A 23,692-nucleotide genomic window follows, 5' to 3' on the forward strand; every position below is an offset into this window, starting at 1 on the left:
TTGGCGAATGATCAGAAAAATGTGCTTCACAACTGGGAAGCGGTGGCGGGGACCGACTCAGCCACAGACACGTTGGGAGAACTGCTGCGGGTCGGCGGCTTGGGCTCAGCCGCCGCGATGCGCAGCTTGGCGCTCAGCTTTCCGGATCTAGATGGCCTGTGTCTGGCGGACATGGAGGCTGTCGCCGCACTACCCGGAGTGGGGAAGCTGCGGGCCGAGCTGATTGTTGCGGCATTGGCTTTTGCGGACCAGGCCCTGCGCCGGGCTACCGTCGTGCGGGGGCAGGTGTACAGTTCGGATGAGCTGGGGAAACAGCTAGTCCGCCGTTTCGCGGGCTTACACCAGGAGCAGTTGCTCGTCTACTACCTGGACATCAAAAACCAGATCATCTACGAAGAAACGCAGTCGGCTGGTAGCATGGAGGCCAGCATGAGTGATCAACGGCTGATTATGCGGCGGGCACTCGTTGTCGGCGCGAGCCGCTTTATTTTGGCCCACAATCATCCGAGTGGGGATGTTGCCCCCAGTAGTCATGATGAGGACGTTACCGAACGTCTCAGCATGACGGGGCACTTGATGGGCGTTGAACTCATTGATCACATTATTGTGGGTAAGGAGGACTACATGTCTTTTCGGGAGTCAGGTTTGATTTAGGCTTAGTGCTAACTGATTAGGCAAGTGCGCGGCTAACGTGCAAGTACGGACCTGGACCTCTCCAAATGACTTAAGGACTTAATGGAAGCTTATAAAGGTGGATTCAGCCGCTTTCCGCAAATTGGTGCCGCTTTATGATATACTCATTTTTGAAACAAAGTGATGACGCACGTTATATGTAGTAGTGTGCTGAATTGCTCGGACCTGCATTCGCGGGTACAATGTGTTTGACAGTGGTAACTAAACTGGCACGTGGTAATTATCAAGGCGCCGAACGCGCCGTGGTCGAGCACCCGCCCGTTGCATTCACGGACTGTCGTGAAGACGGCGCCGGTGTTTCCAGAAACCTGGTTGAGTTTAGACCGGGTAGTTCATAAACATATATCGCAGTGACCATTAAGGAGAGAACAGCTTGTTTGGATTAGGCGCAAAAAACATCGGAATTGATCTCGGGACCGCGAATACGCTGGTCTATGTTGAAGGTAAAGGTATCGTTTTACGGGAACCATCAGTCGTTGCGAAGAACACGCAGACCGGCGAAATCATCGCTGTTGGCGCGGAAGCACGCGACATGATCGGGCGCACGCCTGTTTCGATTACCGCGATTCGGCCCATGAAGGATGGGGTAATTGCTGACTACGACACAACAACAGCAATGCTTAAGTACTTCATGGAAAAGGCTCTTGGCAGTGGCAGTCACCCTTACGTGATGGTCTGCGTGCCAAGTGGTGTGACCGAAGTTGAAAAGCGCGCGGTAATCGACGCAGCGAAGGTTGCTGGGGCCCGCGAGGCTTACGTTATCGAAGAACCATACGCAGCGGCAATTGGTGCAGGCTTACCAGTTATGGATCCAACCGGCAGCATGGTTGTTGACATTGGTGGTGGGACTACTGACGTTGCAACGATTTCTCTGGGGGGCATTGTTTCCAGCCGGTCCATCCGGATGGCTGGTGACAAAATTGACGAATCCATCGTGACCTACATTCGCCAGCACTACAATCTGCTCATTGGTGAGCGGACTGCTGAAGAAATCAAAATGACCATTGGCTCCGCTTCTGAAGAAGAGGCTAAGAAGCTTGATGGCATGACGATTCGGGGCCGTGACCTCTTGTCTGGCTTGCCGCATACCGTTGACATTACTGCTTCGGATGTTGCCGCAGCGATTAAAGAAATTGTTGACGCCATTATTGACGCCATCAAGGAGACCCTTGAGGAAACCTCTCCAGAAATCGCGGCCGATGTTATCGACCACGGGATTGTTCTCACTGGTGGTGGGGCAATGCTGAAGAGTCTCGACGGGGTAATTAGTGACTCCACTAAGGTGCCAGTATTTATCGCGCAAGATCCGCTCGATTGTGTTGCTATCGGAACAGGTGAATCACTTAAAAGTATCGACGTCATGAAGAAGCACTAAGCAGTGGGGGGTCGGGACGTTTGTTCCGGCTCCCTGTTTGTTTTGACGCCGCGGGACCGCCTTGCGGTCAAGTGAGCCTAATTCTGGATGGTAATCGAACGGGTGCATTAATCCGTTTCGTTTAGGAGGAAATAATGCAGAAGTTTTTCTCAAATAAACGCCTCATCGTTTTGATGGTCTCCTTTCTGGCGTGTGTGGGTTTGATTGCGGTCTCAATTAACGTGCGCGACAAGCGCAACACCCCACCTCTGATCCAGCAGATTGGCAACGATGCTGTTGGACTCGCTTCCGGGGTGGTTGACGGCCCAGCGAACGCCGTCAACAATGGTCTGGATGACGTTGCTAATCTGTTTAACACCTACTCCGAAAACGCTCGGCTCAAGAGCAAACTCGATGATCTGGCCCAAACAAAGGTACAGAACCAAACGCTCAAGACCGAGAACAAGCAACTCAAGCAAGAGCTCAAGCTGAACGCGACCCTGACTGACTACGATGGGATCACTGCTGCCGTGAAGTCCCGCGCACCTTCAGACTGGCGCAACGTGCTGGTTATCGACAAGGGGTCTGTTTCTGGAATCAAGAAGAACATGCCGGTAATGTCTGATGCCGGCGTTATTGGCCGGGTGATCGAGGTCAACCAGACCAACTCCAAAGTCGAACTGATTAGTACCGACAACAGTGCGGCCAACCGCTTTGCCGCGCAGGTAACGGTTAAGAATAAGGCTATTAACGGGGTCATTACCGGTTACAAGACCGCTTCTGGTGACCTCGTGATGGGGCAGATGACGACCGACACCAATGTGCCTAAGGGGACCAAAGTTTACACTTCCGGTCTCGGGGGCCGCACACCAAAGGGCTTGCTGATCGGCACGGTTGAGTCCATCAAGAAGGATGACTACGGGCTCGCAAACACAATTTACCTTAAGCCTGCTGGTAACCTTGACGACGTTTCCGTTGTCACTGTGATTCGGCGTACTGTCAGGGGTGAATAACATGAACGATAAGCCATTTACAAAGCATTGGGTCGCGTTTGTGTACCTGCTGGTTGCCATGATGCTTGATGGTGGCGTGACGCACATCCTTAGCAATTGGACAATGAAACCGCAGGGCACCGCAGTTCCGCAGATCACGCTTTTTGCACTCGTTCTGATTGCGTTATTTGTGCCGCGTGAGTCTTGGCTGATCATTTGGGCGGTCGTTTTTGGGTTTATTTTTGACATGTATTTCAGCGGGCTGATCGGTATTTACACGATGATTTTCCCCCTGATTACTTATGTGGTCGCAAAAAGCCGTCCGTATGTACCCCGGACCTGGCCATTCGTGCTCGCCGTCTTCATCATTGCCCAAACCGCGCGGATGTTTCTTGATTATGCGGTCGCAATGGTGCTGAACGCCACCCATATCGGTTTGCTGGACGTGATTACCCAGCATTTAGCCCCTGGACTGACACTTAATATGGTTTTGTTTGCGATTCTCTACTATCCTTGCTCGCGATTACTGGTAAAATTAACACGAGACTAAACTGACAGGGGTGTGTTTATGGACGCTGTAATTCTAAAGGGTAGAGCTGATGGTTTTGAACTGCAGCTGACGGATTCTGCGGCATTCAGCGATATTTTGACGAAACTGGATGCGCTACTGGGGCACTTGTATAAGGATACGCCAAGTGGCGACGTCAATTTTGTAATTGAAACCGGGCGCCGGTTGTTAACTGCTGCCCAGAAACACGCAGTTGACGCCGTTTTTGCAAAATACCCGCGTTTTTCGACGCGCTTATTACATAGCGATGTTGTGGATGCAGAAACCGTCCAGACGCGCGTGCGGCAAGCGCGAACCAATTTTGCCGGCGGGGTGATCCGCTCGGGACAAGTGCTTGCCGTCAACGGCGACTTAGTTTTCACCGGCGTTTTGCATGCGAACGGCGTGATTCGCGCTAGCGGCTCAGTGTTTGTGCTCGGAACAGCAGAGGGCGGTGTGGTTCACGCGGGCTATCCGGATAACAGTCTCGCGGTCGCGGCAGGGCGGATCAGCGACCTAGCCCAGATTCGGATTGCGGATGCTGTGGAGGTTGTTGAGGACGAGGACAAAACCGCCGGCAATCTTTGCTACATGAGCGACGAGCACATGTTAGTGCATGCCGACCTGGGGGACCTGGCTACATTGCGCCCCCAAATCTTTAAAAAGATGGAGGAATCATGATGGGAACAGCCTTAGTTGTGACATCAGGTAAGGGTGGCGTTGGCAAGACCACTTCCAGTGCTAATATCGGGACCGCGCTTGCACTCAATGGTAAGCGCGTTGTATTGCTCGACCTCGACATCGGGTTGCGCAACCTGGATGCTGTTTTAGGACTGTCCAACCGGATCATTTACGATATTGTTGACGTTGCAAACGGGCGGGCCCGTCTGCAGCAAGCATTGATCAAGGACAAACGTTTCGATGACCTGCTTTACTTGCTACCGGCCCCGCAGAATGCCGATAAGGATGCGCTCACGCCGGAGCAGGTGGCTGCAGTGGTTGCGGAATTGAAGCCTGATTTTGACTTCATCATTCTGGACTCACCAGCCGGCATTGAGCAGGGATTTCGGAATTCGATTGCCGGTGCTGATGGGGCAATTGTCATCACCACCCCTGAGATTTCCGCCGTTAGTGATGCGGACCGTGTTGTTGGCTTGCTTGAACAGCACCCGATGTCACTCAAGCCGCGGCTCATTATCAACCGGATTCGCCCGCACATGATGGAAGATGGTTCGTCCATGGATATCGACGAAATCACCAAGCACCTGGGCATTGACCTGCTCGGGACGATTACGGATGACGACAACGTTATTGCGACATCGAACAATGGGCAGACCATCGTGATGGATCCAGATAACGCTGCGAGCCGCGGCTATCGGGATGTTGCGCGGCGCTTACTCGGTGAAACCGTGCCGCTCGCACCGGTACAGACGCACAAACGGGGTTTCTGGTCCCGCTTGTTCCACCGCGATTGAGGATCACGCCAATTGAAAATGTTCATTTTATTTTCAAAATGAGTTGACAATTAGAAACAGACAGTGTAAGTTAAAACCATTATCAGAAATCAGAAATCGTTGATCGGAATTGGGTTAGCGGCTTGGTCCACAGAGAGTTCGCGTTGCTGGGAGCGAATGACCACCGTTAGTCCTCACATCCGTGAGCGGAACACTGAAATGAGTAGGTGTTTTCGGTTTGGCCCGTTACAGCCCTTGCTTGCAGAACAAGCAGTTGAGGCGTTGAAGGTGACTTCAGCGTGTACAAGAGGTGGCACCGCGGTCATTCCGCCCTCTTACGACCCAGGTCGTAAGGGGCTTTTTTTGTACACAACGAAGGTTCTGCAAGCATGTGAGGTCAGTCGTGTGAGCGGCTGACGAACATGAGGTGGAACAGCGCGCAGGCGCCCTCTGTGGAGATGAATCTCTATGGAGGGCGCTTTTTGTGTACAGAGCACAGCAAGACGGTTTGAAGCTGAGCATTAACAGGCTCCGGGAGAAATGCTTGGGTTTAAGCATTTATTCCGGAGCAGGTTAAGCGCAAGCTTCTGCCCAGTGCAGCTCGACTACGAAGCTGCCATAAGTAACCCACCGAACCGAAGACACTTACTAACCTGCAATCAATATTTTTAATCATGAGGAGGATACAAACATGAATTATGTATTTCAAATTCTACCGGCACTGATGAGTGGTGCTTGGACGACCATCTGGGTATTTGCACTGACCTTGGTTATCTCAATTCCGCTGGGCATCGTGCTATCACTAGGCCTGAGCACCAGCTCGAAAAATGTAATTACGCTCGTAATCCGCTGGCTGCTGAACATCTACACCTGGGTTTTCCGGGGCACGCCACTACTGCTGCAACTGATTTTCGTCTTCTACGGGCTGCCAACAATTGGCGTCGTGTTTGATCGCCAGTCAGCCGTCATCTTCACCTTCGTGCTGAATTACGCGGCTTACTTCGCTGAAATCTTCCGGGGTGGTTTTGCCGCCGTTAGCCGCGACCAGTTCGAATCTGCGACCGTCTTGAACCTCACCCGCTGGCAGACATTGCGTTACATCATCATCCCGCAGGTTGTCAAAATCGTCCTCCCAAGTATCGGAAATGAAGTCATCAACCTGATCAAGGATAGCTCACTGGTTTACGTCATCGGGCTGGGCGACCTGCTGCGGGCCGGCAATATTGCGACCGCACGGGACGTCACCTTGGTCCCACTGGTGCTCGTCGGGATCATCTACCTGCTCATGATCTTCATCCTGACGGTCGTGCAGAAGCAGATGGAAAAGAAATTCGCGTTTTACCGCTAGGAGGTAATGATTATGTTGGAATTAAAGGGAATTAATAAACAGTTTAACGGCACGGCAATTCTGCAGAATCTGGACCTAACCGTAGCGGACGGCAAAACGCTGGCCATCGTCGGTCCTTCCGGGGTCGGTAAAACGACCCTACTCCGGATCATCTCTGGTCTTGAAACCGCCGACGCCGGCACCATCAGCTGGGACGGTACAGCAACCACACCAGCTGCATTACGCGAAAAGGGCGTCTTGGGCGTGGTGTTCCAGAACTTCGGGCTCTTCCCGCAGTACACGGTTCGCCGGAACATCACACTTGCACCAACTCTGCATGGCAAGAGTCAGGCGGATGCTGATAAGCACGCCGATGAATTACTCGACCGCTTGTCTCTAACTGACCAAGCAGATGCATTTCCTTTCACCTTGTCTGGTGGCCAAAAGCAGCGGGTGGCCATTGCGCGGGCTTTGGCACTCGATCCCCAGGTCCTGCTTTACGATGAACCAACTAGTGCTCTGGACCCAGCGCTGCGGGATAACGTTGCCGCTATGCTCAATCAGTTTCGGGATGGGGGCATGACCCAGGTCGTGGTTACGCACGATATGGATTTTGCCGCAAAAGTTGCCGACACTGTCTTCACCATGCCGAACGGAAAGAAGGGCTAGTATGCGCAAACTGAAGAAATTACTGACCATCTTCTGCGCACTCGCCACAGTCGTTGCGCTCAGTGCCTGCGCCCGGCAGAAGAAGCAGAATTCCTGGCCCCGCATTCAGCAGCAGAAGAAGATTGTTGTGGGCCTGGATGATTCCTTCGTACCAATGGGTTTTCGCGCCAAGTCAGGGAAGCTTGAAGGTTATGACATTGACCTCGCCCGGGCGCTGTTTAAGCACTACGGCGTGAAGGTCAGTTTCCAGCCAATCGATTGGTCAATGAAGGAAACCGAATTGCGGAACCAGACCATCGACCTAATCTGGAATGGCTACTCCGTGACTCCGGAACGCAAGAAGCAAGTCCGCTTCTCTGAACCTTACCTCAAGAACCACCAAGTATTGGTCACGAAGCGCTCTAGTAACATCACTAGCTTCGCGGACATGAAGGGGAAAACGGTTGGCGCACAGACTGGTTCTAGCGGTGCTGCAGATATCGACGGCTCACCAAAATTACTCAAGAATATTGTTAAGGGTAAGCAGCCAATTCTCTATGACACCTTCAACGACGCCTTCATTGATCTCAATGCCAACCGGATTCAGGGCCTCATCATTGATGAAGTGTATGGTCGCTACTACATCGCCCACCAAAAAGACCCCAAAGCATACCGGGTCACTGAGGGTTCCTTCCCAGCCGAAGCGTTTGCGATTGGCATGCGGAAGAGCGATACTGAACTTGATCAAAAAATCAATTCCGAGCTGAACGCAATGCGCAAGGACGGAGAAATCGCTAAGATTCAGAAGAAGTGGTTTGGCAACTAAGTTTTGAAAAAGAGTGGTTGAACGCATGCTAGGAATCATCATCGGAACAATATTATTGCTGAACACGGTCACGGCCTTCGTGACCGTTTTTCGGCGTCCACAGGATATTGCGACGAGCTGGGCTTGGCTGCTAGTCATGTTGATTCCAATCATCGGTCCACTGGTGTACTTTGTTCTGGGGCGGCGCCTGCCGCACGACCGTTTGCGTGCAGATAGCCCGCGCAACGCCCACGGGACCGCGCTTGCACTTGAGCGGCAGCTAGCCGGTCTCGAAACGGGCAAAGCCGCCAAGCTGAAGGCAACTTTGATCCGAGTTGGTGGCGCATTGCTGAGTTCTGGGAATCAGGTCGAACTGATCGGGGAGCGGACTGAATTCAACCGGCGGCTCTGCACAGATTTGTCTGCCGCCCGCAAAACCATCTTGCTTGAGGCCTATACGATCGAACCCGGAGCGGACGGACGGCGGGTGCGCGACTTACTTACCGCTGCCGCTAAGCGTGGCGTCACGGTCCGGGTACTATATGATGATTTTGGTTCCCGCCGCTTAGGCGCAAAATTCTGGCGGGACCTTAAACATGCTGACGGACAGGTGGAAACTTTTGGCTCGTCCAAAAGGGGACGGCTCAACCCGCGGGTCAATTACCGGAACCACCGCAAAATCATTGTGATCGACGCGGCGATTGCCTACACTGGCGGCTTTAACATCGGCCGGCAGAAGAATAAGGTGCGGCAAACGCGGGACATCCAGCTGCGGGTGCGGGGGACCGCGGTCTCCATTTATGAACGCATCGCCATTGCGGATTGGAACACCACCGCCAGTACGCCGGCGGTTGAATACACCGAACCCGCCGTTCCGGTGCCACCGCGGCCTGGGGCAACGCTGCAAGTTCTGGCCAGCATCCCGAGTCTCGGGACGGCCCAACTTGACATTGCCTATCTACGTTTGATTGCCATTGCGGAAAAGGAAATCGTGATCCAAACACCGTACTTCATTCCCAGTGACAGTCTGATGGACGCGCTGGGCCTCGCTGTCGGGCGGGGAGTCACCGTGCGGGTGCTGATGCCTAAGCGCAGCGATCAGCCAATCCTGACAGCAGCCAGCATGTTTTACATGGAGCGGCTCGTCAATTTGGGGGTCCACGCGTTGATTTACCAAGGGGATTTTGTCCGGAGTAAAGTGGTGATCGTTGATGGTAAGGTTGCCAGTGTCGGCACCGCTAATTTTGACCCGCGCAGCTTTAACCTGAACTTCGAGGTCAATACCTTCATTTATGATGTGGATCTGTGTCAGCGGTTACTGGCAGCTAGCCAGCGGGAGGCCCGTTATGCGCACGAATTGACCGCCATGGGAATTGCGGCCATTCCGCGGCGGCGCAAATTTGGTCAAGAATTGGCGCGTTTGTTTGCACCAGTGCTGTGACTTGACAGCGCTATTAGTTAGCCAGATAATTGCACTATTCAAAAGTAATTAAATACGCCACCACAAGGGGGAGCCTTTTGGCTGAGAGTGGGGAAACCCAGACCCTTCGAACCTGTTCGTTAGTACGAGCGTAGGAATTGTGGGCACCGTTGATTAAAGCGGTCTTCTTTGTGCTGGTTGGATTGATTGGTCAAAGGAGGCTATTTTTATGGATAATAAACGCTTACGGGTGCTGGTCGAAGCCGCGCTCATCGTGGCATTCACTGAAGCAATCAACTACATTCCCCACACATTCGGGGTGTCCAGCATTGAACTACAAATGGGCTTGATCCCGATGGCAGTCTTTGCGCTGCGGCGCGGGGTTGGTCCCGGCCTGGCAGCTGGCTTTGTCTGGGGAATTCTGGACATGTTCTTACGGGGAATTCCAGGCGGCTCGGTTCTTAACGCCGTGCAGGGAATTCTAGAATACCCGATTGCGTTCACGGTGGTCGGTCTGTGCGGCTTGCTCGCGGGGCAATTTCAGGCGGATGCGCGTGCGGGTAGAACTAGCCATGCCGCTGGGGCGATGGTGGCAGGAGTCATTATTGCCGGTTGTGCTAAATATTTCTGCCACTTTGTTGCCGGGGTAATCTTCTGGGGCAGTTACGCACCGAAAGGTCAGTCGCCGGTCCTGTATTCGCTCATCATCAATGGGGGCTCGGCGGTAGTTTCAATCGTCTTCGCCGTGCTGGTGCTCATTGTTCTGTGGCGGATGGCGCCACGGTTGTTCACCGCTCAAGAATAAGCGCAACCAAATAAATGGCTCCACCGCACTGAGGAATCATTCAGTGCGGTGGAGCCATTTGCTTTTTACTTAGGTCTAGAAGTACTGCAGTGCCCCGGCAACAACACCGAGGACAGTAACGATGAGCATGAGCCACACAACGACCTGGACAACGCGTGCCATCGTGCTCTTCTTTTCTTTTTTCATTTAATGTCACAACCTTTTGCTTATTTACTGATACAGTCTACTCGCTTCGCTGGCTAAGCGCAATTTAGTCTCCGCCTCTTCTCAAAGAAAACTGGAAAAGGTAAACTGGTAGCGAGGTGAAACGGCATGTTGATATTGGGAGTGGCACTTCCCATTGGGTGGATGATTATTAGCGCAATCGTCTTGTATCTCGGACGCGGGCACAGGTGGCGGCGCAGCCCAGTTTACCTGCTCTGGATTGCTAATTTCGGGGCGATTTGGGTGCTGACCGCGCATGCTGAGCCTAGTTTCTTCTTTCTTTGTTGCGGTCTGGCCTGTGTAACGGGGGTTTTATGGGCCGTGATCACCATCCTGCGCGTTTATGATTTATTACTCGGCCGGTTTGCCCGTCAATATGCGTTAATTATGGATGTTTTTAGCCTGATTTGGTGGTTGACAGCCCTCACCATTTTCCCCGGATAGATTACGGAAAAATGGGACCAAGCCCCACTAACTAAACAGAAGTGATTGTGACCATGAACCCGCGGGCTCATGGTCTTTTTATTGCCATTTTTGCCTATGTTATTTTTCATTTTGATAACATTAGTTTGAATGTGGCTAATTGGTGGAGGAAAGTGGGGGGATGTGGTAATATTGGCAATAAGGAAGGGGTGCCGGCGCATGTTTATGGGTGAATATCATCACAATCTTGACGCCAAGGGCCGATTGATTGTTCCCGCTAAATTCCGGGAGCAGCTCGGGTCCAGCTTTGTGCTGACCCGGGGGATGGATGGTTGCCTGTTCGGTTACCCAGAGGAAGAGTGGCAGAAACTGCAGAACAAGCTGCAGGAGCTGCCTTTGACCAAGAAAGATGCCCGCACCTTCGTTCGTTTTTTGTATTCCGCTGCTAGTGATTGTGAACTAGATCGCCAGGGTCGGATTAATGTACCACGAGTGTTAATGCAACACGCAGCATTGAGCAAGGCTTGTGTTCTAGTAGGGGTCGCAAACCGCATCGAAATCTGGAGCGCCGAGCGTTGGGATGAGTTCTCAACTGGTGCTGAGGAGAGCTTCGATGAAATTTCTGAAAATCTGATGGATTTTGGGTTGTAAATTATGGAATATACACATGAGACAGTTTTACTGAGTACAGCAGCTGACGAGTTGAATGTTAAACCGGACGGAACGTATGTTGACGCCACGTTGGGTCGGGCTGGGCACACCAAGCGCATCCTGAGCAAGTTGACTAATGGACAGTTATACGCTTTTGACCAGGACGCAGATGCAATCGCGGCGGTGAAAGCGGATATGGATCCACTGCCCGCGAACCTGCACTTGTTGCACACCAACTTCCGCAACTTAAAGGCGGCACTTGCAGATGAGGGGGTCACCAAGGTTGACGGGATTCTTTACGATCTTGGCGTTTCCAGCCCGCAGTTTGATGATTCACAGCGGGGCTTTTCTTACCGTTTCGATGCACCACTCGACATGCGGATGGACCAGAGCCAGAGTCTGACCGCCAAAGTGATCGTCAATGAGTGGGACTTCAACGATATTGTCCGGATCTTGACCCGCTATGGGGAAGAGCATTTTGCCAAACAAATTGCCCGCCAAATCGAGCGGGCACGGGCAGAAAAGCCAATCGAAACCACTTTTGAGCTGGTTGAGCTGATCAAGGCCGGCATTCCGGCTGCCAAACGGCGTACGGGTGGTCATCCGGCTAAGAAGACCTTCCAGGCATTGCGCATCGCCGTCAATGATGAACTGGGAGCGCTTGAGGAGTCCCTGACGCAGGCGCTGACACTGCTTAATCCGCAGGGTCGGATCGCAGTCATCACATTCCAGTCGCTTGAGGATCGTCTGGTCAAGGTCATGTTCAAAGAGGCTAGTACCGCGCCTGAAGTGCCCCGGGGCTTACCAGTTTTGCCCCAGGATCAACACGTACCATTTTCACTGATCACCCGGAAACCGATTCTACCGGATGCTGCGGAAATTGAGCGTAATCACCGTGCCCACAGTGCGAAGCTGCGAGTAATTGAAAAGAACGCCGAGGAGGCTGACTAATCATGGTTGACAATACAGCAAGAGTATATGCAAATCCCGATTCAGAACCTGGCCAGACGCCGCAACCCAATTCGCAGCCTCGGCCGCAGGTGCAGACCGCACCACTACATAAAACAAGGGTCCGATTTAGTGCCTTTGAACGCGTCATGACCGTTACGCTGGGTTTACTAGCGGCGGGGATGGCGGGTGCCTGCGTGTCCGCGCAAGTTAACGTGGCTACGACTCAGCGTACCTACCAAAAAGAACAGGGCCAAATCGAACAGGTAAACAAGGGAATAGCGAACTTCGAACAAGCTGTTAGTGAGCTCACTGATTCCGAACGCCTCAGCTCCTTTGCCAAGGCACATGGACTCACTGTTGTCGAAGGAAGCGTGAAGCAGGCGGTTAAATGAAGAGCAAAGCAAAAAAGCGATATTCGAAATCACATCTACGCAGCAATCGGCAGCGGGTGGGCATTCTGCTCATGTTCCTGACGGCGGTTGTGTTCGTGATTTTTGTTTGTCGCTTTTCTTATATCGCGCATGGTAAAGCCTATAGCGTTAACCTTGACGCAAAGCTGAACCAGCAAGTGACACATACCAAAGTCATCCCCGCCAAACGGGGAGCTATTTTAGATAAGTCCGGAACCGTGATTGCCGAATCCGGTAACACTTACAAGGTCTACGCTCTACTTAAACATCAGTATCCTGACGATAAGCGGAAAGTCGTGCGGAACAAGCAAAAGACTGCCGAGATCCTGTCCCGCTACCTGCAAATGTCTAGTGATGAGGTTCTGCAACGACTGAACCCGCAGCTGAAGACCACCAGTCAGGTTGAATTTGGGGCTTCTGGGGCGAGTCTTTCTTTAGATACTAAAGGACGGTTGCAAGCGGAGAAGTTACCGGGAATCATGTTCTCGACCTCGTCATCGCGCCTCTACCCGAACGGAACTTTTGCCTCTCACGTCATCGGGATGGTGAATGTTAATAATGACGCCAGCACCTCCTTAACCAAGGTTACCGGGACCATGGGGCTAGAGAAGTGGTTTAACGGTTTGCTTAGCGGCCGCAACGGTCAAAAAACCGAGAAAACCGACTTCTTTGGCTATCAGCTCAATGGCACCAAGGTTAAGGACCGGCCTGTTCGTAACGGGGGTACGGTTTACACGACTCTGGATACGAATCTGCAGTCGTACTTGGAGTCGATGCTGAACAACGTGCAGGACCGGTTTGCCCCCAAGGAATTAACGGCAACGGTCATGAGTGCCAAGACGGGTGCGATTCTTGCCACCAGTGAGCGTCCAACCTTTGATCCGGTTTCGCAGACGGGACTCAGCAAGTGGAACAGTGCGCTGACGCAAGATGTCTATGAACCCGGGTCGATCATGAAAATCGTGACCTTGGCTTCCGCAATTGACAGTGGTACGTACCGGCCGAACGAGTATTACCAGTCTGGTAATATCAAAATTGGTGGGGGCACGATTTACGATTGGCAACGTTCTGGTTGGGGAACCATTCCCCTCAGTCAAGCCTTCCCGCGTAGTAGTAATGTCGGGATGGTTAACATTGAGCAGGACATGGGCGCCGCAACTTGGCAGAAATACCTGCACCGCTTTGGCTTCGGGACGAAGACTGGCATTACGCTGCCGGATGAGTCGAGTGGTTCCATTGCGTTCAACGGCAAGCTGAACCAGGTCAGTACCGCGTTCGGCCAAGCCATCAACGTCACGGTCGTGCAGATGTTGCGGGCAATGACCGCCGTCTCCAACAATGGGGAGATGGTCCAGCCGCGGATCGTCAGCAAGACTGTTTCCGGGGATGGCAAGGTGACGAACTACGGCACTAAGAAACTCGGTCGTGTCATCAAGAAGAGCAGTGCTGAGGGCGTTCGTGCCGAAATGCGCCAGGTAGTCAATGCCACGTATGGAACTGGCCGGGTCTACAAAATTAACGGGGTCGACCTTGGGGTGAAGACCGGGACCGCGCAAGTTGCCGGCACCCACGGCTACCTGACCGGTTCGAATAACTATACCTTTAGTGTTGCCGGCATGGTGCCGATTTCCAATCCAAAGTACGTGGTTTACATCACGATGAAACAACCACAACGTATGACTGAAGATCCCGAGAAGATTTTAAACTCGATTTTCACACCGCTGGTCAAACGGACCCTCGCGCTTGAAGGGGCGCAGGGAGTGGCAGTTACGCCAGCCGAGATGCCAAGCGTGATTGGCACCAACACGGTTTCAGCCCAGCAGCAGCTGCAAAAGGCCGGTTACAAAGTGACTGTAGTCGGCAGTGGCAACCAAATCGTGCAGCAACAACCGGTCGTTAAACAACAGGTACTTCCGGGGAGCCGCGTGATTCTTTTGACAAATGGTGCCATGACAATGCCATCTGTACTTGGTTGGGGCAAATCGGATGTGTTAAAATTGGCCCAGATTACTGGAGTTTCTTTCACACTTAGAGGCGATGGTTTCGCAAGCGCACAAAGCTTGAAACAAGGTGCACTGATTAGTGGTGATGGGGGGACCATCACCTTTTCAGAGCAATAGAAAATGAGGTATGTAGAGTAATGCAGTTTGCACAAATGATAATTCCCATCGCGTCAGCCTTTGTGATCACGGTCTTGATTCTCCCCTTGTTCATCGGCTACATGCGCATGAACAAAGAGGGGCAGACGATTCGTGAAGAGGGGCCAAAGTGGCACGAGAAGAAGAGCGGGACGCCAACCATGGGCGGTCTGGTTTTCATTATCGCAATCATCATCAGCGCCATTTGGGTTGGAGTTTGGCAGCACCAGCTGAGCATGGCCTTGTTCATGGCCCTATTCATCTTGGTTCTGTATGGGGCCTTGGGCTTTGCGGATGATTTCATTAAGGTTTCCATGCACCGTAACCTTGGCTTGCGGGCGTGGCAAAAAATGCTTGGTCAGATTGTTGGGGCCGCGGTTTTCTTAATTGCCCTGTTCCACGAGGGTTTTAAGCCGACAGTGCCGGTACCCTTTATTGGGACGGTCAACAGTACCTGGTTTTACGTTCTGTTTGCCGCGGTGTGGCTCATTGGTTTCAGTAATGCGGTCAACCTGACTGATGGTTTGGACGGTCTGGTTGCCGGCCAAGCCACAATTGCTTTTGGGACTTATGCAATCATTGCGGCCCACGAGCAGCGCGTTGACGTGCTGATTATCTGTCTCAGCGTGATTGGGGGTCTGCTCGGTTTCCTGATTTACAACCACAAGCCCGCCAAAATTTTCATGGGTGACGTTGGCAGCTTAGCGTTAGGTGGCATGCTCGCAGCAGTTTCACTGATGCTGCACCGTGAGTGGTCACTACTGCTGATCGGGATCATCTTTGTTTGTGAAACCGCCAGCGTGATCCTGCAAGTGGCCAGCTTCAAACTCACTGGGAAGCGTCTGTTCAAGATGTCCCCAATTCACCACCATTTCGAAATGCTGGGGTGGAGTGAATGGCGGATCGATATTACCTTCTGGATCGTCGGTGCGCTCGCCAGCGGCTTGTACCTGGCAGTGTGCATGTAATTAATCAGCAGTACAATAAATCGAGTAATAAAAATTAGAAAGAAGCTTTGGGTTATGCAAGAAATCAACGATTACAAGAACAAAAAGGTCCTCGTGTTGGGACTAGCTAAAAGTGGGCTGAATGCCGCCCGCTTGCTACATAAATTAGGGGCACTGGTTACCGTTAACGACAAGAAGGATTTTCACGAAAATCCGGATGCGCAGTCACTCGTTGAAGACGGTATCCGCGTGATTTCTGGCAGTCACCCCGTTGAATTACTCGATGAGAATTTTGAACTGGTCGTCAAAAACCCCGGGATTCCTTACACCAACCCGATGGTCAAGCGGGCACTTGAGCTGAAGATTCCGATCATTACTGAACCGGAACTCGCTTACGAAGTTTCCGTGGCGCCTTGGGTCGGTGTTACCGGAACTAACGGTAAAACTACGACCACCACGCTGATTGGCCTGTTGCTTAATGAAGGGGGCCAGAGTGCAAAAGTCGGTGGGAACATCGGTATTCCGATCAGTCAGGTTGCACAGAAAGCAACGAAGGACGACGTGATCGTTGCCGAACTCTCCAGCTTCCAGCTGCTGGGCATCACCAAGTTGCACCCGCATGTAGCTGTGCTCACTAATATCTATGAGGCCCACCTCGATTACCATGGTAGCCGTGAGAATTACGTCAAGGCCAAAATGCGGATCACGATGAATCAGACCGCTGACGATTACTTCATCATGAATTGGGACCTACCGGAGATGCACGAACTGGCTAAGCAGAGCAAAGCCAAAATCGTGGCCTTTTCCCGCAAGAACGCGGCTGGTGCCCGGGCCCAACTGACTGACGGTTACCTCTGCTTTGACGGCGAGAAGATTATGGCTGCTGACAAACTGCAGATTCCGGGCAGTCACAACATTGAGAATGCGCTCGCAGCCATTGCGGTTGCCAAAATTTACGGCATTGATAATGCTGCAATTGTGCGCGTGCTCTCAACGTTCAGTGGTGTTAAGCACCGGATTCAGTATGTCCAGACGGTTGCCGGTCGCCGCTTCTACAACGACAGCAAGGCCACCAATGTGGAGGCAGCCAGCGTCGCGATTCAGGCCTTCAAGGATCCTGAAGTGCTGATTGCTGGTGGTCTCGACCGCGGCCTGTCCATGGATGACCTCGTACCACTGGTTAAGCAGCATGTTAAGGCCATGATCACGTATGGTGAAACTGCGAGTCTGATGGTCCAGGTTGCTAAAGATGCCGGCGTGCAAATCATTAAGCGCGTTGAGAATTTGGATGAAGCCGTTCCGGCCGCATACGCTGCCAGTGCTAAGGGTGATGTGATCCTGCTGTCACCTGCAGCCGCCAGTTGGGATCAGTTCCACACCTTCGAAGAACGCGGCGACGTGTTCATCGCTGATGTTGCCAAGATTGCCGCGCAGGAGGGCTAGAAGATAATGCGAATCGTCGTATCTGGTGGCGGTACTGGTGGCCACATCTACCCGGCTTTAGCCTTACTCGATCGGCTTAAGGAGCTGGGTAAGCTTGATGCCGCACTATACGTTGGGACCGAACGCGGGCTTGAATCCCGGATCGTGCCGACCCATAATGTGCCCTTTGCCACCATCAAGATTCAGGGCTTCAGCCGGAGAATGAACTGGCGGGGGGTCCGGACTAACCTGGAAACCGCCCGGTTGTTTTTGAGCAGTGTGAAGAAAGCACGCAAAATTTTGCGGGAATTCAAGCCCGATGTTGTTGTCGGCACTGGTGGCTATGTGTCCGGCGCAACGCTTTACGCCGCAGCCCGGATGCACATCCCGACGGTCATTCATGAGTCCAACTCCATTGCCGGGGTGACCAACAAGTTCTTGGCGCACTTTGTCACGGCCATTGCCATCAGTTTCCAAGACGTCGCCAAGGATTTTCCACGCGCAAAGGTGACCCTGACTGGTAACCCCCGGGCCCAACAGGTTGCAGGATTGCAGCCGAATGAGCAGTTGAAGGAATATGGACTGGACCCGAAGAAACGGTGCTTACTCATTTTTGGTGGTTCGCGAGGTGCGCCGCGCATCAACAAGGCCACTTTGGCGGCGATGCCTGCTTTTGCAAAAGCAGACTACCAGGTGCTTTTCGTGACGGGGCAGGCACACTACCAGTCCATCGTTGATGCGAGTGGGCGCTTGCCGGAGAATGTCGCGGTCGTGCCTTACATCGCCCATATGGAACGCGTGTTGCCTGATGTGTCTTTGCTTGTTAGTCGTAGTGGTGCCACCACACTAGCGGAATTGACCGCATTAGGTTTGCCAGCGGTCTTGATTCCAAGTCCCAACGTGACCCACAACCATCAATACCACAACGCTAAAAGTCTCGAAAACGCCGGCGCAGCCGTGGTGCTTACTGAAGATGAACTGGATGAGCGGTTCATCAGCACCGTTCAGCAACTCATGGCTGATCCGGATAAACTAGCCACCATGGCCAGTGCATCCGTTAAGCTCGGTGTTCCGGACGCCACAGACCGCTTGATCACCGTATTGGAGGCGGCAATGAAGGGAGAGTAGCCAATGGCCCGCAAAAAGAATCCAGATGTCAATCCGCGCGCGAGCTTCGATAATTATGCGAAGCAGCTTCACGGCAGCGAGCAGCCCCCTAAGAATCCCAAGAAGATTCAGCAGGAACTGCCCAAAGTGCAAAAGATTCGGCAGCGGCGCACCATTCGCAACTTGATCCTGATTTTGACCCCTCTGCTGGTCGTCGGTGCACTGTGTGTCTATATGGGCACCAGCATGTCGAAGGTTAGCAATGTGAGCGTTCATGGTACTGATCTCATCATCAATCAGGATGTGATTGATGCCAGTGGTCTGAATGATAAAAGCTATGTTCCACAATTATTGTTGAATCGCAAGCGGGTGGCCCGCCAAATTAAAAGGCGCGTTCCGGCCGCGCAGGAAGTCACCATCAAGATGACGAGCATGCGTGATGTTGCCATTAACGTGCATGAGTACTCTGCGACAGGTTATCTCGATGAGCAGGATGGCTATCATGTCATTTTGAGCACCGGGGTCATCATGAAGGCAGAAACTGATCACCCAAAACAGGGCTTACCGGTGTTCCGCGGTTTCACAAAAGTGCGGGAACTTCGGAAAATGATAAAATTAGTTAATCAATTTCCTGTTGCCATTCGCCGGGATGTCTCCGAAATCACTGCAACTAACGGTGATGCCAATCCTTATCAAATTACGATAAGTATGAATGATGGGAATGAGGTTATTGCCGACCGGCGCACGGTGGTTAAGAAAATAAAGTATTATCCTAGCATTGTTGCGCAGGTCAAAGGACAGGGAACGGTGGACCTCGAAGTGGGCGCTTTCTTCACTCCGAAAGCCAGTAAATAAATATCGTTCCCCGACCTTAAGCTTGTGAATGTGTCGTTTAGTTTAAAAATGGCGTTGTAAAGCCGAATGGTAAGGTATTCATACGCTTTTGTGAAACATTGTGGTACACTCAAAACAGAACAATTGATAACATAAAAATTAAAGATTTACACGGAATAAAAGGAGGTCCAGAACCATGGGAAATCAGGGCATATATGTCGGTCTTGATGTGGGGACCACCTCAATAAAAGCCATTGCCGCAGAAGTTACTTCGGGCCAGATGCATGTTATTGGTGTGGGTAGTCAACGTTCCGACGGGCTCTCGCGAGGGGTCATTGTCGATATCGACAAAGCAGTTAGCGCAATCAAAGCAGCCGTTGACCAGGCTGCTAAGAAGGCTAACGTACAAATAGACACGGTTGTTGCGGGCGTGCCAGCAAGTAGATTGCAAATTGAGCAAGTGTCCGGGCTCATTGCGGTCGGCGATACGAGTAAGGAAATCACCGATGCAGATGTGCGCAACGTTGCCGCGACCGCATTGACGCGGAACCTGCCACCTGAGCGGGAAGTCCTATCTCTGATTCCAGACGAGTTTATTGTTGATGGCTTCGATGGCATTAAGGACCCCCGGGGAATGATCGGGGTGCGCCTGGAGATGAAGGCCCTGCTCCTGACCGTTCCCAAAACCGTGTTGCATAATTTGTCCCGGGCGATTGCCAAGGCGGGTTATGAGGTGGCGGCTTTTGTTGCCAACCCACTTGCAGTCGGAACATATATCCTCTCTGATGGCGAGCAGGACTTCGGGACGGTGGTTCTCGATCTGGGCGGTGGTCAGAGTACCGCTTCGGTCATTCATGACCACAAACTGAAGTATACCGATGAGGATCCTGAAGGCGGCGAGTACGTCACGAAGGACATCTCGGTGGTCCTGAACACCAGCTTCGCAGACGCCGAACGGTTGAAGCGGCAGTATGGCAACGCGGATTCGCTCGCAGCCAGTGAAGATAACACCTTTCCAGTGACCGTGGTCGGAAAGAACACGCAAGCAATGATTTCGGAAAAGTATCTGGCTGAAATCATTGAGGCGCGCTTCACCCAGATTTTCACCCGGCTCGATGACTCGCTAAAGAAGACCAACGGGTTGGATCTTCCGGGTGGTATTGTCATCACCGGTGGTAACGCCGCTTTGCCAGGGGTGACCCAGCTGGCCCAAGATATTTTCGGACGGGACGTGAAGCTCTTCACTCCGAACGAAGTGGGGCTGCGCCATCCAGGCTTCACCCAAGCACTAGCATTGATTCACGCTGCAGCCACTATGACTGATGTGGAGATAATTGTGGGGTCTGCACTGCAGACACCAATTAAGCTCCAGCCGTCATCAGCGGCTAAACCAGCTCCGGAGACTGTTACCTCCCAAGCACCTGCACAGCCAGTACCAAGCAGGAAGCAAGCGGCGGCCAAACATGCTGCCGAGCCGAAGAAGGACGAAGGCGAAGAAAAGCCATCGCTGATTAAGCGCTTCCTGAATACCTTCTTTGAGTAATTATAGCAGCAAACGTTTGTTCGCAACAAGCGGATTTAGAATTTTTGGCTTGATAATCGCAATAATAAATTTATAAATAGTCCCTAGCTAGGAGGAACAATCATGGAATTTTCACTAGATCAAGAAAATGACACCAGCGCGGTAATCAAAGTTATCGGTGTTGGTGGCGCTGGTGGCAACGCCGTTAACCGAATGATTGACGAAGACGTCAAGGGTGTTGAGTTCATCGTTGCCAATACTGATGTCCAAGCACTCGCCAACTCAAAAGCTGAGACCAAAGTTCAGCTTGGTACGAAGTTGACCCGTGGTCTCGGTGCTGGTGCCACTCCTGAAGTGGGACAAAAGGCTGCCGAAGAGAGTGAAGAAGCGTTGTCCGAGGCCCTGCAGGGTGCGGACATGATCTTTGTCACCTGCGGGATGGGCGGTGGTACCGGGACCGGTGCTGCGCCAATCGTTGCCAAAATTGCGCGCGATCAGGGTGCACTGACCGTTGGGGTCGTTACCAAGCCCTTCACGTTTGAAGGCCCAAAGCGGACGAAGAACGCGGTCGCTGGGATTGCTGAATTAAAGCAGCACGTTGATACCTTAGTCATCATTTCCAACAACCGCTTGCTGGAAATCGTTGATAAGAAGACACCAATGCTCGAGGCCTTCAAGGCTGCCGATAACGTTTTGCGGCAGGGTGTTCAGGGGATTTCTGACCTGATTACCAGTCCCGGTTACGTTAACTTGGACTTTGCTGATGTGAAGACGGTCATGGCCAACCAGGGCAGCGCCCTGATGGGGGTTGGCTCCGCAACCGGTGAGAACCGGACCGTGGAAGCAACCAAGAAGGCCATTTCCTCACCACTACTTGAAGTTGCCATTGATGGCGCTAAGCAGGTTCTGCTGAACATTACTGGTGGTCCCGACTTGTCCCTGTTTGAAGCGCAAGACGCTTCAGACATTGTGACCCAAGCCGCTAGCGGTGACGTCAACATCATCTTCGGGACTTCAATCAACGAAGACCTCGGCGATGAAGTGGTCGTAACGGTTATCGCCACTGGCCTTGATGCTAATGACGAGCCAAAGCGGCCGCAGCGCGCAAGTCAGGCCAAGGATGCTGACCAGTCAGCTGCCAGTCAGAATGATAGTTCTGACAACAACAACGACCGTTTCAACGATTGGGATCTGCGCCGGGCGCCAATGCAGCGCAGTGATTCTGACGCCAGTGCCAAACAGACGGATGACTTTAAGAACGTCAAGAAGACTGAATTTGACATTTTTGAAAGCCAGCCAAGTGGTGGCGAGCACGACAATGACAATGATCAGCCACCATTCTTCAAGCGGCGCCGCAAGGAATAATTGTTTAGCAAATTGATTGAACGGAGGTGCTTCTAATGGCATTTGGTAAAATGGGCAACGTGCTTGGCAAGTGGTTCGACATGAACGATGACGTTGACGATGACTTGAGCGCTGACGAAGTTGAGCAGCCAGAGCAAACCGCTGCGCCCCGCGAAACGCACAGTAAGGGTCCATCTCGACCAGTTGCAAGCGCAAATGGTAATTCTGCATACCGCAGCAATAATGTGGTGGCAATGAACACTCCTGCACCCAAGGGAGCTAAAATCGAATTGTACGAGCCCCGCATCTATTCAGATGCGAAGGAAATTGGCCGCAACCTGCTTAGTAACACGGCGGTGCTGGTCAACTTCACACATCTTGAAGATGAGGATGCAAAGCGGATCGTTGACTTTCTGACTGGGGTTGTTTTTGCCATTAATGGTGAAATCAAGCGCGTCGGCGACCAGATTTTCCTTGTCACGCCTGCTAATTTTGAGGTTAGTGGCGCTCTGGCTGGCAAGCTGCAAGATGATTTCAACACCAACTCAGCCAATTAATTAAGATAAACGAGGATACGCGATGGCCATCCATATATTGAGCTACATTCAATTAATCATTAACCTGTTGTTCAGGGTCTACACCCTGATTGTGTTTGTCGACTTGCTGCTCAGTTGGATTCCGCTGCGTAATCTGAGTTGGTTGCGTAATTTCACGATGCGGCTGACTGAACCCCTGCTTGCGCCGATTCGGAACCTGATTCCACCGGCGTTTGGCCTCGACTTTTCGCCGGCAATTCTGCTGATACTGCTGACCGTTGCGGAACAGCTGATCATGGGGCTGATGAACTGGATTGCGAGTGTGTTACTGTGACCCAGGCAGGTTTGTTTCAGCACGTCCGGCAGGATGAACTGGCCATCCGGGACCGGCTAATCGGGTTCGCTGCGACTGCTGCGAATGAGTACCGGCCGGTGGTCACGCCGTTTCTGAACCCGCGCAGCCAGGTGCTAGCGGAACTCGCCGCCGAGCAGGCAGGAGTTAAGCTACAGGCAAATGGCGGCTTCACGGGTGCGGAGTGGGCCCGGGTGCTATTCTTCCCGGATTACTACGAGCCGCAAGCGGAAGATTATGAGCTGCAATTGCTTGAGGTCCAGTACCCCCAGAAGTTTGACCAGTTGCGGCACAGCGATATTCTCGGCGCCTTGATGAACAGCGGCGTCGCCCGCAACGTGTTCGGTGATATCGTCGGCGATGCTGGGCGCTGGCAGTTCGCAACCAGCATGCAGATGGCGGATTTTTTCAAAATGAATGTGCAGCGGATCGGTCGCGGCAAGGTTGAGCTGCTTGCCGTTGACACGCCACTGCGGCCCCACAGTGATTGGCAAGAGCACGAGCTTATTTTGTCCTCATTGCGGCTCGATGAATTAATTGCAAGCGCGTTTGGCCTAGCACGAACGCGCAGCAAAAGCTTGGTTCAAAGTGGTGCCGTGCAGGTTAACTGGCACGAGGAGAAGCGAGCTGATTACCAAATCGCCCCGAGCGATATGGTGTCGGTGCGTGAACACGGGCGCGTCAGCTTAGATCAGTTACTGGGATTAACACAAAAGGAAAAATGGCGGGCCGTGATTCGGGTGATCGATAAGCGGACCTACAGTAATTAAAAATTTTCGCGTTTGCCAGCACGCAAACGGATGAGG

26 protein-coding genes and 1 riboswitch are annotated in these 23,692 nt (G+C 52.5%); of the genes, 25 read left to right on the plus strand and 1 reads right to left on the minus strand.

Annotation, left to right across the window (positions count from 1 at the left end; translation table 11 throughout):
• The 11 genes from GN107_RS01810 to thiT all read left to right on the plus strand — a co-directional run bounded on the left by GN107_RS01810 (nt 1) and on the right by thiT (nt 10,045).
• A complete protein-coding gene (locus GN107_RS01810; protein WP_155285939.1) occupies nt 1–654 on the plus strand; it encodes a JAB domain-containing protein in 654 nt (217 codons plus the stop codon).
• A 412-nt stretch (nt 655–1,066) separates the two neighbouring features.
• Nucleotides 1,067–2,068 carry a rod shape-determining protein gene (locus tag GN107_RS01815; RefSeq protein WP_155285938.1) on the plus strand — a complete coding sequence of 334 codons (1,002 nt, stop codon included), beginning with the start codon at nt 1,067–1,069 and terminating at the stop codon, nt 2,066–2,068.
• A 134-nt stretch (nt 2,069–2,202) separates the two neighbouring features.
• Nucleotides 2,203–3,060 carry a rod shape-determining protein MreC gene (gene mreC, locus GN107_RS01820; RefSeq protein WP_155285937.1) on the plus strand — a complete coding sequence of 286 codons (858 nt, stop codon included), beginning with the start codon at nt 2,203–2,205 and terminating at the stop codon, nt 3,058–3,060.
• 1 nt (nt 3,061) lies between these two features.
• A complete protein-coding gene (gene mreD, locus GN107_RS01825) occupies nt 3,062–3,589 on the plus strand; it encodes a rod shape-determining protein MreD (protein ID WP_155285936.1) in 528 nt (175 codons plus the stop codon).
• Nucleotides 3,590–3,607: 18 nt separating this feature from the next.
• Complete coding sequence (locus GN107_RS01830) at nt 3,608–4,267, plus strand: septum site-determining protein MinC (protein WP_155285935.1); 660 nt, start codon at nt 3,608–3,610, stop codon at nt 4,265–4,267.
• A complete protein-coding gene (minD, locus tag GN107_RS01835; RefSeq protein WP_155286277.1) occupies nt 4,267–5,061 on the plus strand; it encodes a septum site-determining protein MinD in 795 nt (264 codons plus the stop codon). The genes GN107_RS01830 and minD overlap by 1 nt, the downstream gene beginning before the upstream one ends.
• Nucleotides 5,062–5,731: 670 nt before the next feature.
• Nucleotides 5,732–6,388 (plus strand): amino acid ABC transporter permease, encoded by a 657-nt coding sequence (locus GN107_RS01840; RefSeq protein WP_155285934.1) that lies wholly within the window; start codon nt 5,732–5,734, stop codon nt 6,386–6,388.
• Nucleotides 6,389–6,400: 12 nt separating this feature from the next.
• A complete protein-coding gene (locus GN107_RS01845; protein ID WP_155285933.1) occupies nt 6,401–7,036 on the plus strand; it encodes an amino acid ABC transporter ATP-binding protein in 636 nt (211 codons plus the stop codon).
• A 1-nt stretch (nt 7,037) separates the two neighbouring features.
• On the plus strand, nt 7,038–7,841 hold the full coding sequence (locus GN107_RS01850; RefSeq protein ID WP_155285932.1) for an amino acid ABC transporter substrate-binding protein: 804 nt from the start codon (nt 7,038–7,040) through the stop codon (nt 7,839–7,841).
• 25 nt (nt 7,842–7,866) lie between these two features.
• Nucleotides 7,867–9,261, plus strand: coding sequence for a cardiolipin synthase (gene cls, locus GN107_RS01855; protein ID WP_155285931.1), 1,395 nt, complete (start codon nt 7,867–7,869; stop codon nt 9,259–9,261).
• 56 nt (nt 9,262–9,317) lie between these two features.
• Nucleotides 9,318–9,415: riboswitch (TPP riboswitch) on the plus strand.
• A gap of 54 nt (nt 9,416–9,469) precedes the next feature.
• Nucleotides 9,470–10,045: an energy-coupled thiamine transporter ThiT gene (gene thiT / locus GN107_RS01860; RefSeq protein ID WP_155285930.1), complete on the plus strand. Its 576-nt coding sequence runs from the start codon at nt 9,470–9,472 to the stop codon at nt 10,043–10,045.
• Between the two features lie 75 nt (nt 10,046–10,120).
• Here the strand turns inward: thiT and GN107_RS01865 are convergent, their stop codons facing one another.
• Nucleotides 10,121–10,231: a DUF4044 domain-containing protein gene (locus tag GN107_RS01865; protein WP_155285929.1), complete on the minus strand. Its 111-nt coding sequence runs from the start codon at nt 10,229–10,231 to the stop codon at nt 10,121–10,123.
• 162 nt (nt 10,232–10,393) lie between these two features.
• On the opposite strand from GN107_RS01865, the gene GN107_RS01870 reads away from it, so the two are divergent.
• The 14 genes from GN107_RS01870 (at nt 10,394) to GN107_RS01935 (ending at nt 23,656) form a co-directional block, all read left to right on the plus strand.
• Complete coding sequence (locus GN107_RS01870) at nt 10,394–10,693, plus strand: hypothetical protein (protein WP_155285928.1); 300 nt, start codon at nt 10,394–10,396, stop codon at nt 10,691–10,693.
• A 198-nt stretch (nt 10,694–10,891) separates the two neighbouring features.
• Nucleotides 10,892–11,323, plus strand: coding sequence for a division/cell wall cluster transcriptional repressor MraZ (mraZ, locus tag GN107_RS01875; RefSeq protein ID WP_155285927.1), 432 nt, complete (start codon nt 10,892–10,894; stop codon nt 11,321–11,323).
• Complete coding sequence (gene rsmH / locus GN107_RS01880) at nt 11,324–12,274, plus strand: 16S rRNA (cytosine(1402)-N(4))-methyltransferase RsmH (RefSeq protein ID WP_155285926.1); 951 nt, start codon at nt 11,324–11,326, stop codon at nt 12,272–12,274.
• A 2-nt stretch (nt 12,275–12,276) separates the two neighbouring features.
• Nucleotides 12,277–12,666, plus strand: coding sequence for a cell division protein FtsL (gene ftsL2, locus GN107_RS01885; RefSeq protein WP_155285925.1), 390 nt, complete (start codon nt 12,277–12,279; stop codon nt 12,664–12,666).
• Nucleotides 12,663–14,804, plus strand: coding sequence for a penicillin-binding transpeptidase domain-containing protein (locus tag GN107_RS01890; protein ID WP_155285924.1), 2,142 nt, complete (start codon nt 12,663–12,665; stop codon nt 14,802–14,804). The genes ftsL2 and GN107_RS01890 overlap by 4 nt, the downstream gene beginning before the upstream one ends.
• 20 nt (nt 14,805–14,824) lie before the next feature.
• The gene (gene mraY / locus GN107_RS01895) at nt 14,825–15,790 is read left to right on the plus strand and encodes a phospho-N-acetylmuramoyl-pentapeptide-transferase (protein WP_155285923.1); all 966 of its coding nucleotides are present in this window, start codon (nt 14,825–14,827) and stop codon (nt 15,788–15,790) included.
• Between the two features lie 54 nt (nt 15,791–15,844).
• Nucleotides 15,845–17,212, plus strand: coding sequence for a UDP-N-acetylmuramoyl-L-alanine--D-glutamate ligase (gene murD / locus GN107_RS01900; RefSeq protein ID WP_155285922.1), 1,368 nt, complete (start codon nt 15,845–15,847; stop codon nt 17,210–17,212).
• 6 nt (nt 17,213–17,218) lie between these two features.
• Nucleotides 17,219–18,319 carry an undecaprenyldiphospho-muramoylpentapeptide beta-N-acetylglucosaminyltransferase gene (gene murG, locus GN107_RS01905; RefSeq protein ID WP_155285921.1) on the plus strand — a complete coding sequence of 367 codons (1,101 nt, stop codon included), beginning with the start codon at nt 17,219–17,221 and terminating at the stop codon, nt 18,317–18,319.
• A gap of 3 nt (nt 18,320–18,322) precedes the next feature.
• Nucleotides 18,323–19,153: a cell division protein FtsQ/DivIB gene (locus GN107_RS01910; RefSeq protein WP_155285920.1), complete on the plus strand. Its 831-nt coding sequence runs from the start codon at nt 18,323–18,325 to the stop codon at nt 19,151–19,153.
• 175 nt (nt 19,154–19,328) lie between these two features.
• Nucleotides 19,329–20,675 carry a cell division protein FtsA gene (gene ftsA, locus GN107_RS01915; RefSeq protein ID WP_155285919.1) on the plus strand — a complete coding sequence of 449 codons (1,347 nt, stop codon included), beginning with the start codon at nt 19,329–19,331 and terminating at the stop codon, nt 20,673–20,675.
• 102 nt (nt 20,676–20,777) lie between these two features.
• On the plus strand, nt 20,778–22,019 hold the full coding sequence (gene ftsZ, locus GN107_RS01920; RefSeq protein ID WP_155285918.1) for a cell division protein FtsZ: 1,242 nt from the start codon (nt 20,778–20,780) through the stop codon (nt 22,017–22,019).
• A 35-nt stretch (nt 22,020–22,054) separates the two neighbouring features.
• Nucleotides 22,055–22,555, plus strand: a complete 501-nt coding sequence (locus GN107_RS01925; protein WP_155285917.1) for a cell division protein SepF — start codon at nt 22,055–22,057, stop codon at nt 22,553–22,555.
• Between the two features lie 22 nt (nt 22,556–22,577).
• Entirely contained in the window at nt 22,578–22,868 is a 291-nt protein-coding gene (locus tag GN107_RS01930) for a YggT family protein (protein ID WP_155285916.1), read from the plus strand.
• On the plus strand, nt 22,865–23,656 hold the full coding sequence (locus GN107_RS01935) for a YlmH family RNA-binding protein (RefSeq protein ID WP_155285915.1): 792 nt from the start codon (nt 22,865–22,867) through the stop codon (nt 23,654–23,656). The genes GN107_RS01930 and GN107_RS01935 overlap by 4 nt, the downstream gene beginning before the upstream one ends.
• Nucleotides 23,657–23,692: the final 36 nt, after the last annotated feature.

The organism is Lacticaseibacillus zhaodongensis (assembly GCF_009687905.1).
Lineage (GTDB): Bacteria > Bacillota > Bacilli > Lactobacillales > Lactobacillaceae > Lacticaseibacillus > Lacticaseibacillus zhaodongensis.

Excerpts from the sequence above, each read along its gene's own strand:
- ftsL2 (WP_155285925.1), top strand. The coding sequence starts at position 12,277 with ATGGTTGACAATACAGCAAGAGTATATGCAAATCCCGATTCAGAACCT.
- GN107_RS01890 (WP_155285924.1), top strand. The coding sequence starts at position 12,663 with ATGAAGAGCAAAGCAAAAAAGCGATATTCGAAATCACATCTACGCAGC.
- ftsA (WP_155285919.1), top strand. The coding sequence starts at position 19,329 with ATGGGAAATCAGGGCATATATGTCGGTCTTGATGTGGGGACCACCTCA.
- cls (WP_155285931.1), top strand. The coding sequence starts at position 7,867 with ATGCTAGGAATCATCATCGGAACAATATTATTGCTGAACACGGTCACG.
- mraY (WP_155285923.1), top strand. The coding sequence starts at position 14,825 with ATGCAGTTTGCACAAATGATAATTCCCATCGCGTCAGCCTTTGTGATC.
- GN107_RS01925 (WP_155285917.1), top strand. The coding sequence starts at position 22,055 with ATGGCATTTGGTAAAATGGGCAACGTGCTTGGCAAGTGGTTCGACATG.
- minD (WP_155286277.1), top strand. The coding sequence starts at position 4,267 with ATGGGAACAGCCTTAGTTGTGACATCAGGTAAGGGTGGCGTTGGCAAG.
- ftsZ (WP_155285918.1), top strand. The coding sequence starts at position 20,778 with ATGGAATTTTCACTAGATCAAGAAAATGACACCAGCGCGGTAATCAAA.
- GN107_RS01850 (WP_155285932.1), top strand. The coding sequence starts at position 7,038 with ATGCGCAAACTGAAGAAATTACTGACCATCTTCTGCGCACTCGCCACA.
- GN107_RS01930 (WP_155285916.1), top strand. The coding sequence starts at position 22,578 with ATGGCCATCCATATATTGAGCTACATTCAATTAATCATTAACCTGTTG.
- GN107_RS01910 (WP_155285920.1), top strand. The coding sequence starts at position 18,323 with ATGGCCCGCAAAAAGAATCCAGATGTCAATCCGCGCGCGAGCTTCGAT.
- murD (WP_155285922.1), top strand. The coding sequence starts at position 15,845 with ATGCAAGAAATCAACGATTACAAGAACAAAAAGGTCCTCGTGTTGGGA.
- GN107_RS01870 (WP_155285928.1), top strand. The coding sequence starts at position 10,394 with ATGATTATTAGCGCAATCGTCTTGTATCTCGGACGCGGGCACAGGTGG.
- mreC (WP_155285937.1), top strand. The coding sequence starts at position 2,203 with ATGCAGAAGTTTTTCTCAAATAAACGCCTCATCGTTTTGATGGTCTCC.
- mreD (WP_155285936.1), top strand. The coding sequence starts at position 3,062 with ATGAACGATAAGCCATTTACAAAGCATTGGGTCGCGTTTGTGTACCTG.
- GN107_RS01840 (WP_155285934.1), top strand. The coding sequence starts at position 5,732 with ATGAATTATGTATTTCAAATTCTACCGGCACTGATGAGTGGTGCTTGG.
- GN107_RS01830 (WP_155285935.1), top strand. The coding sequence starts at position 3,608 with ATGGACGCTGTAATTCTAAAGGGTAGAGCTGATGGTTTTGAACTGCAG.
- GN107_RS01845 (WP_155285933.1), top strand. The coding sequence starts at position 6,401 with ATGTTGGAATTAAAGGGAATTAATAAACAGTTTAACGGCACGGCAATT.
- thiT (WP_155285930.1), top strand. The coding sequence starts at position 9,470 with ATGGATAATAAACGCTTACGGGTGCTGGTCGAAGCCGCGCTCATCGTG.
- murG (WP_155285921.1), top strand. The coding sequence starts at position 17,219 with ATGCGAATCGTCGTATCTGGTGGCGGTACTGGTGGCCACATCTACCCG.
- mraZ (WP_155285927.1), top strand. The coding sequence starts at position 10,892 with ATGTTTATGGGTGAATATCATCACAATCTTGACGCCAAGGGCCGATTG.
- GN107_RS01865 (WP_155285929.1), bottom strand. The coding sequence starts at position 10,231 with ATGAAAAAAGAAAAGAAGAGCACGATGGCACGCGTTGTCCAGGTCGTT.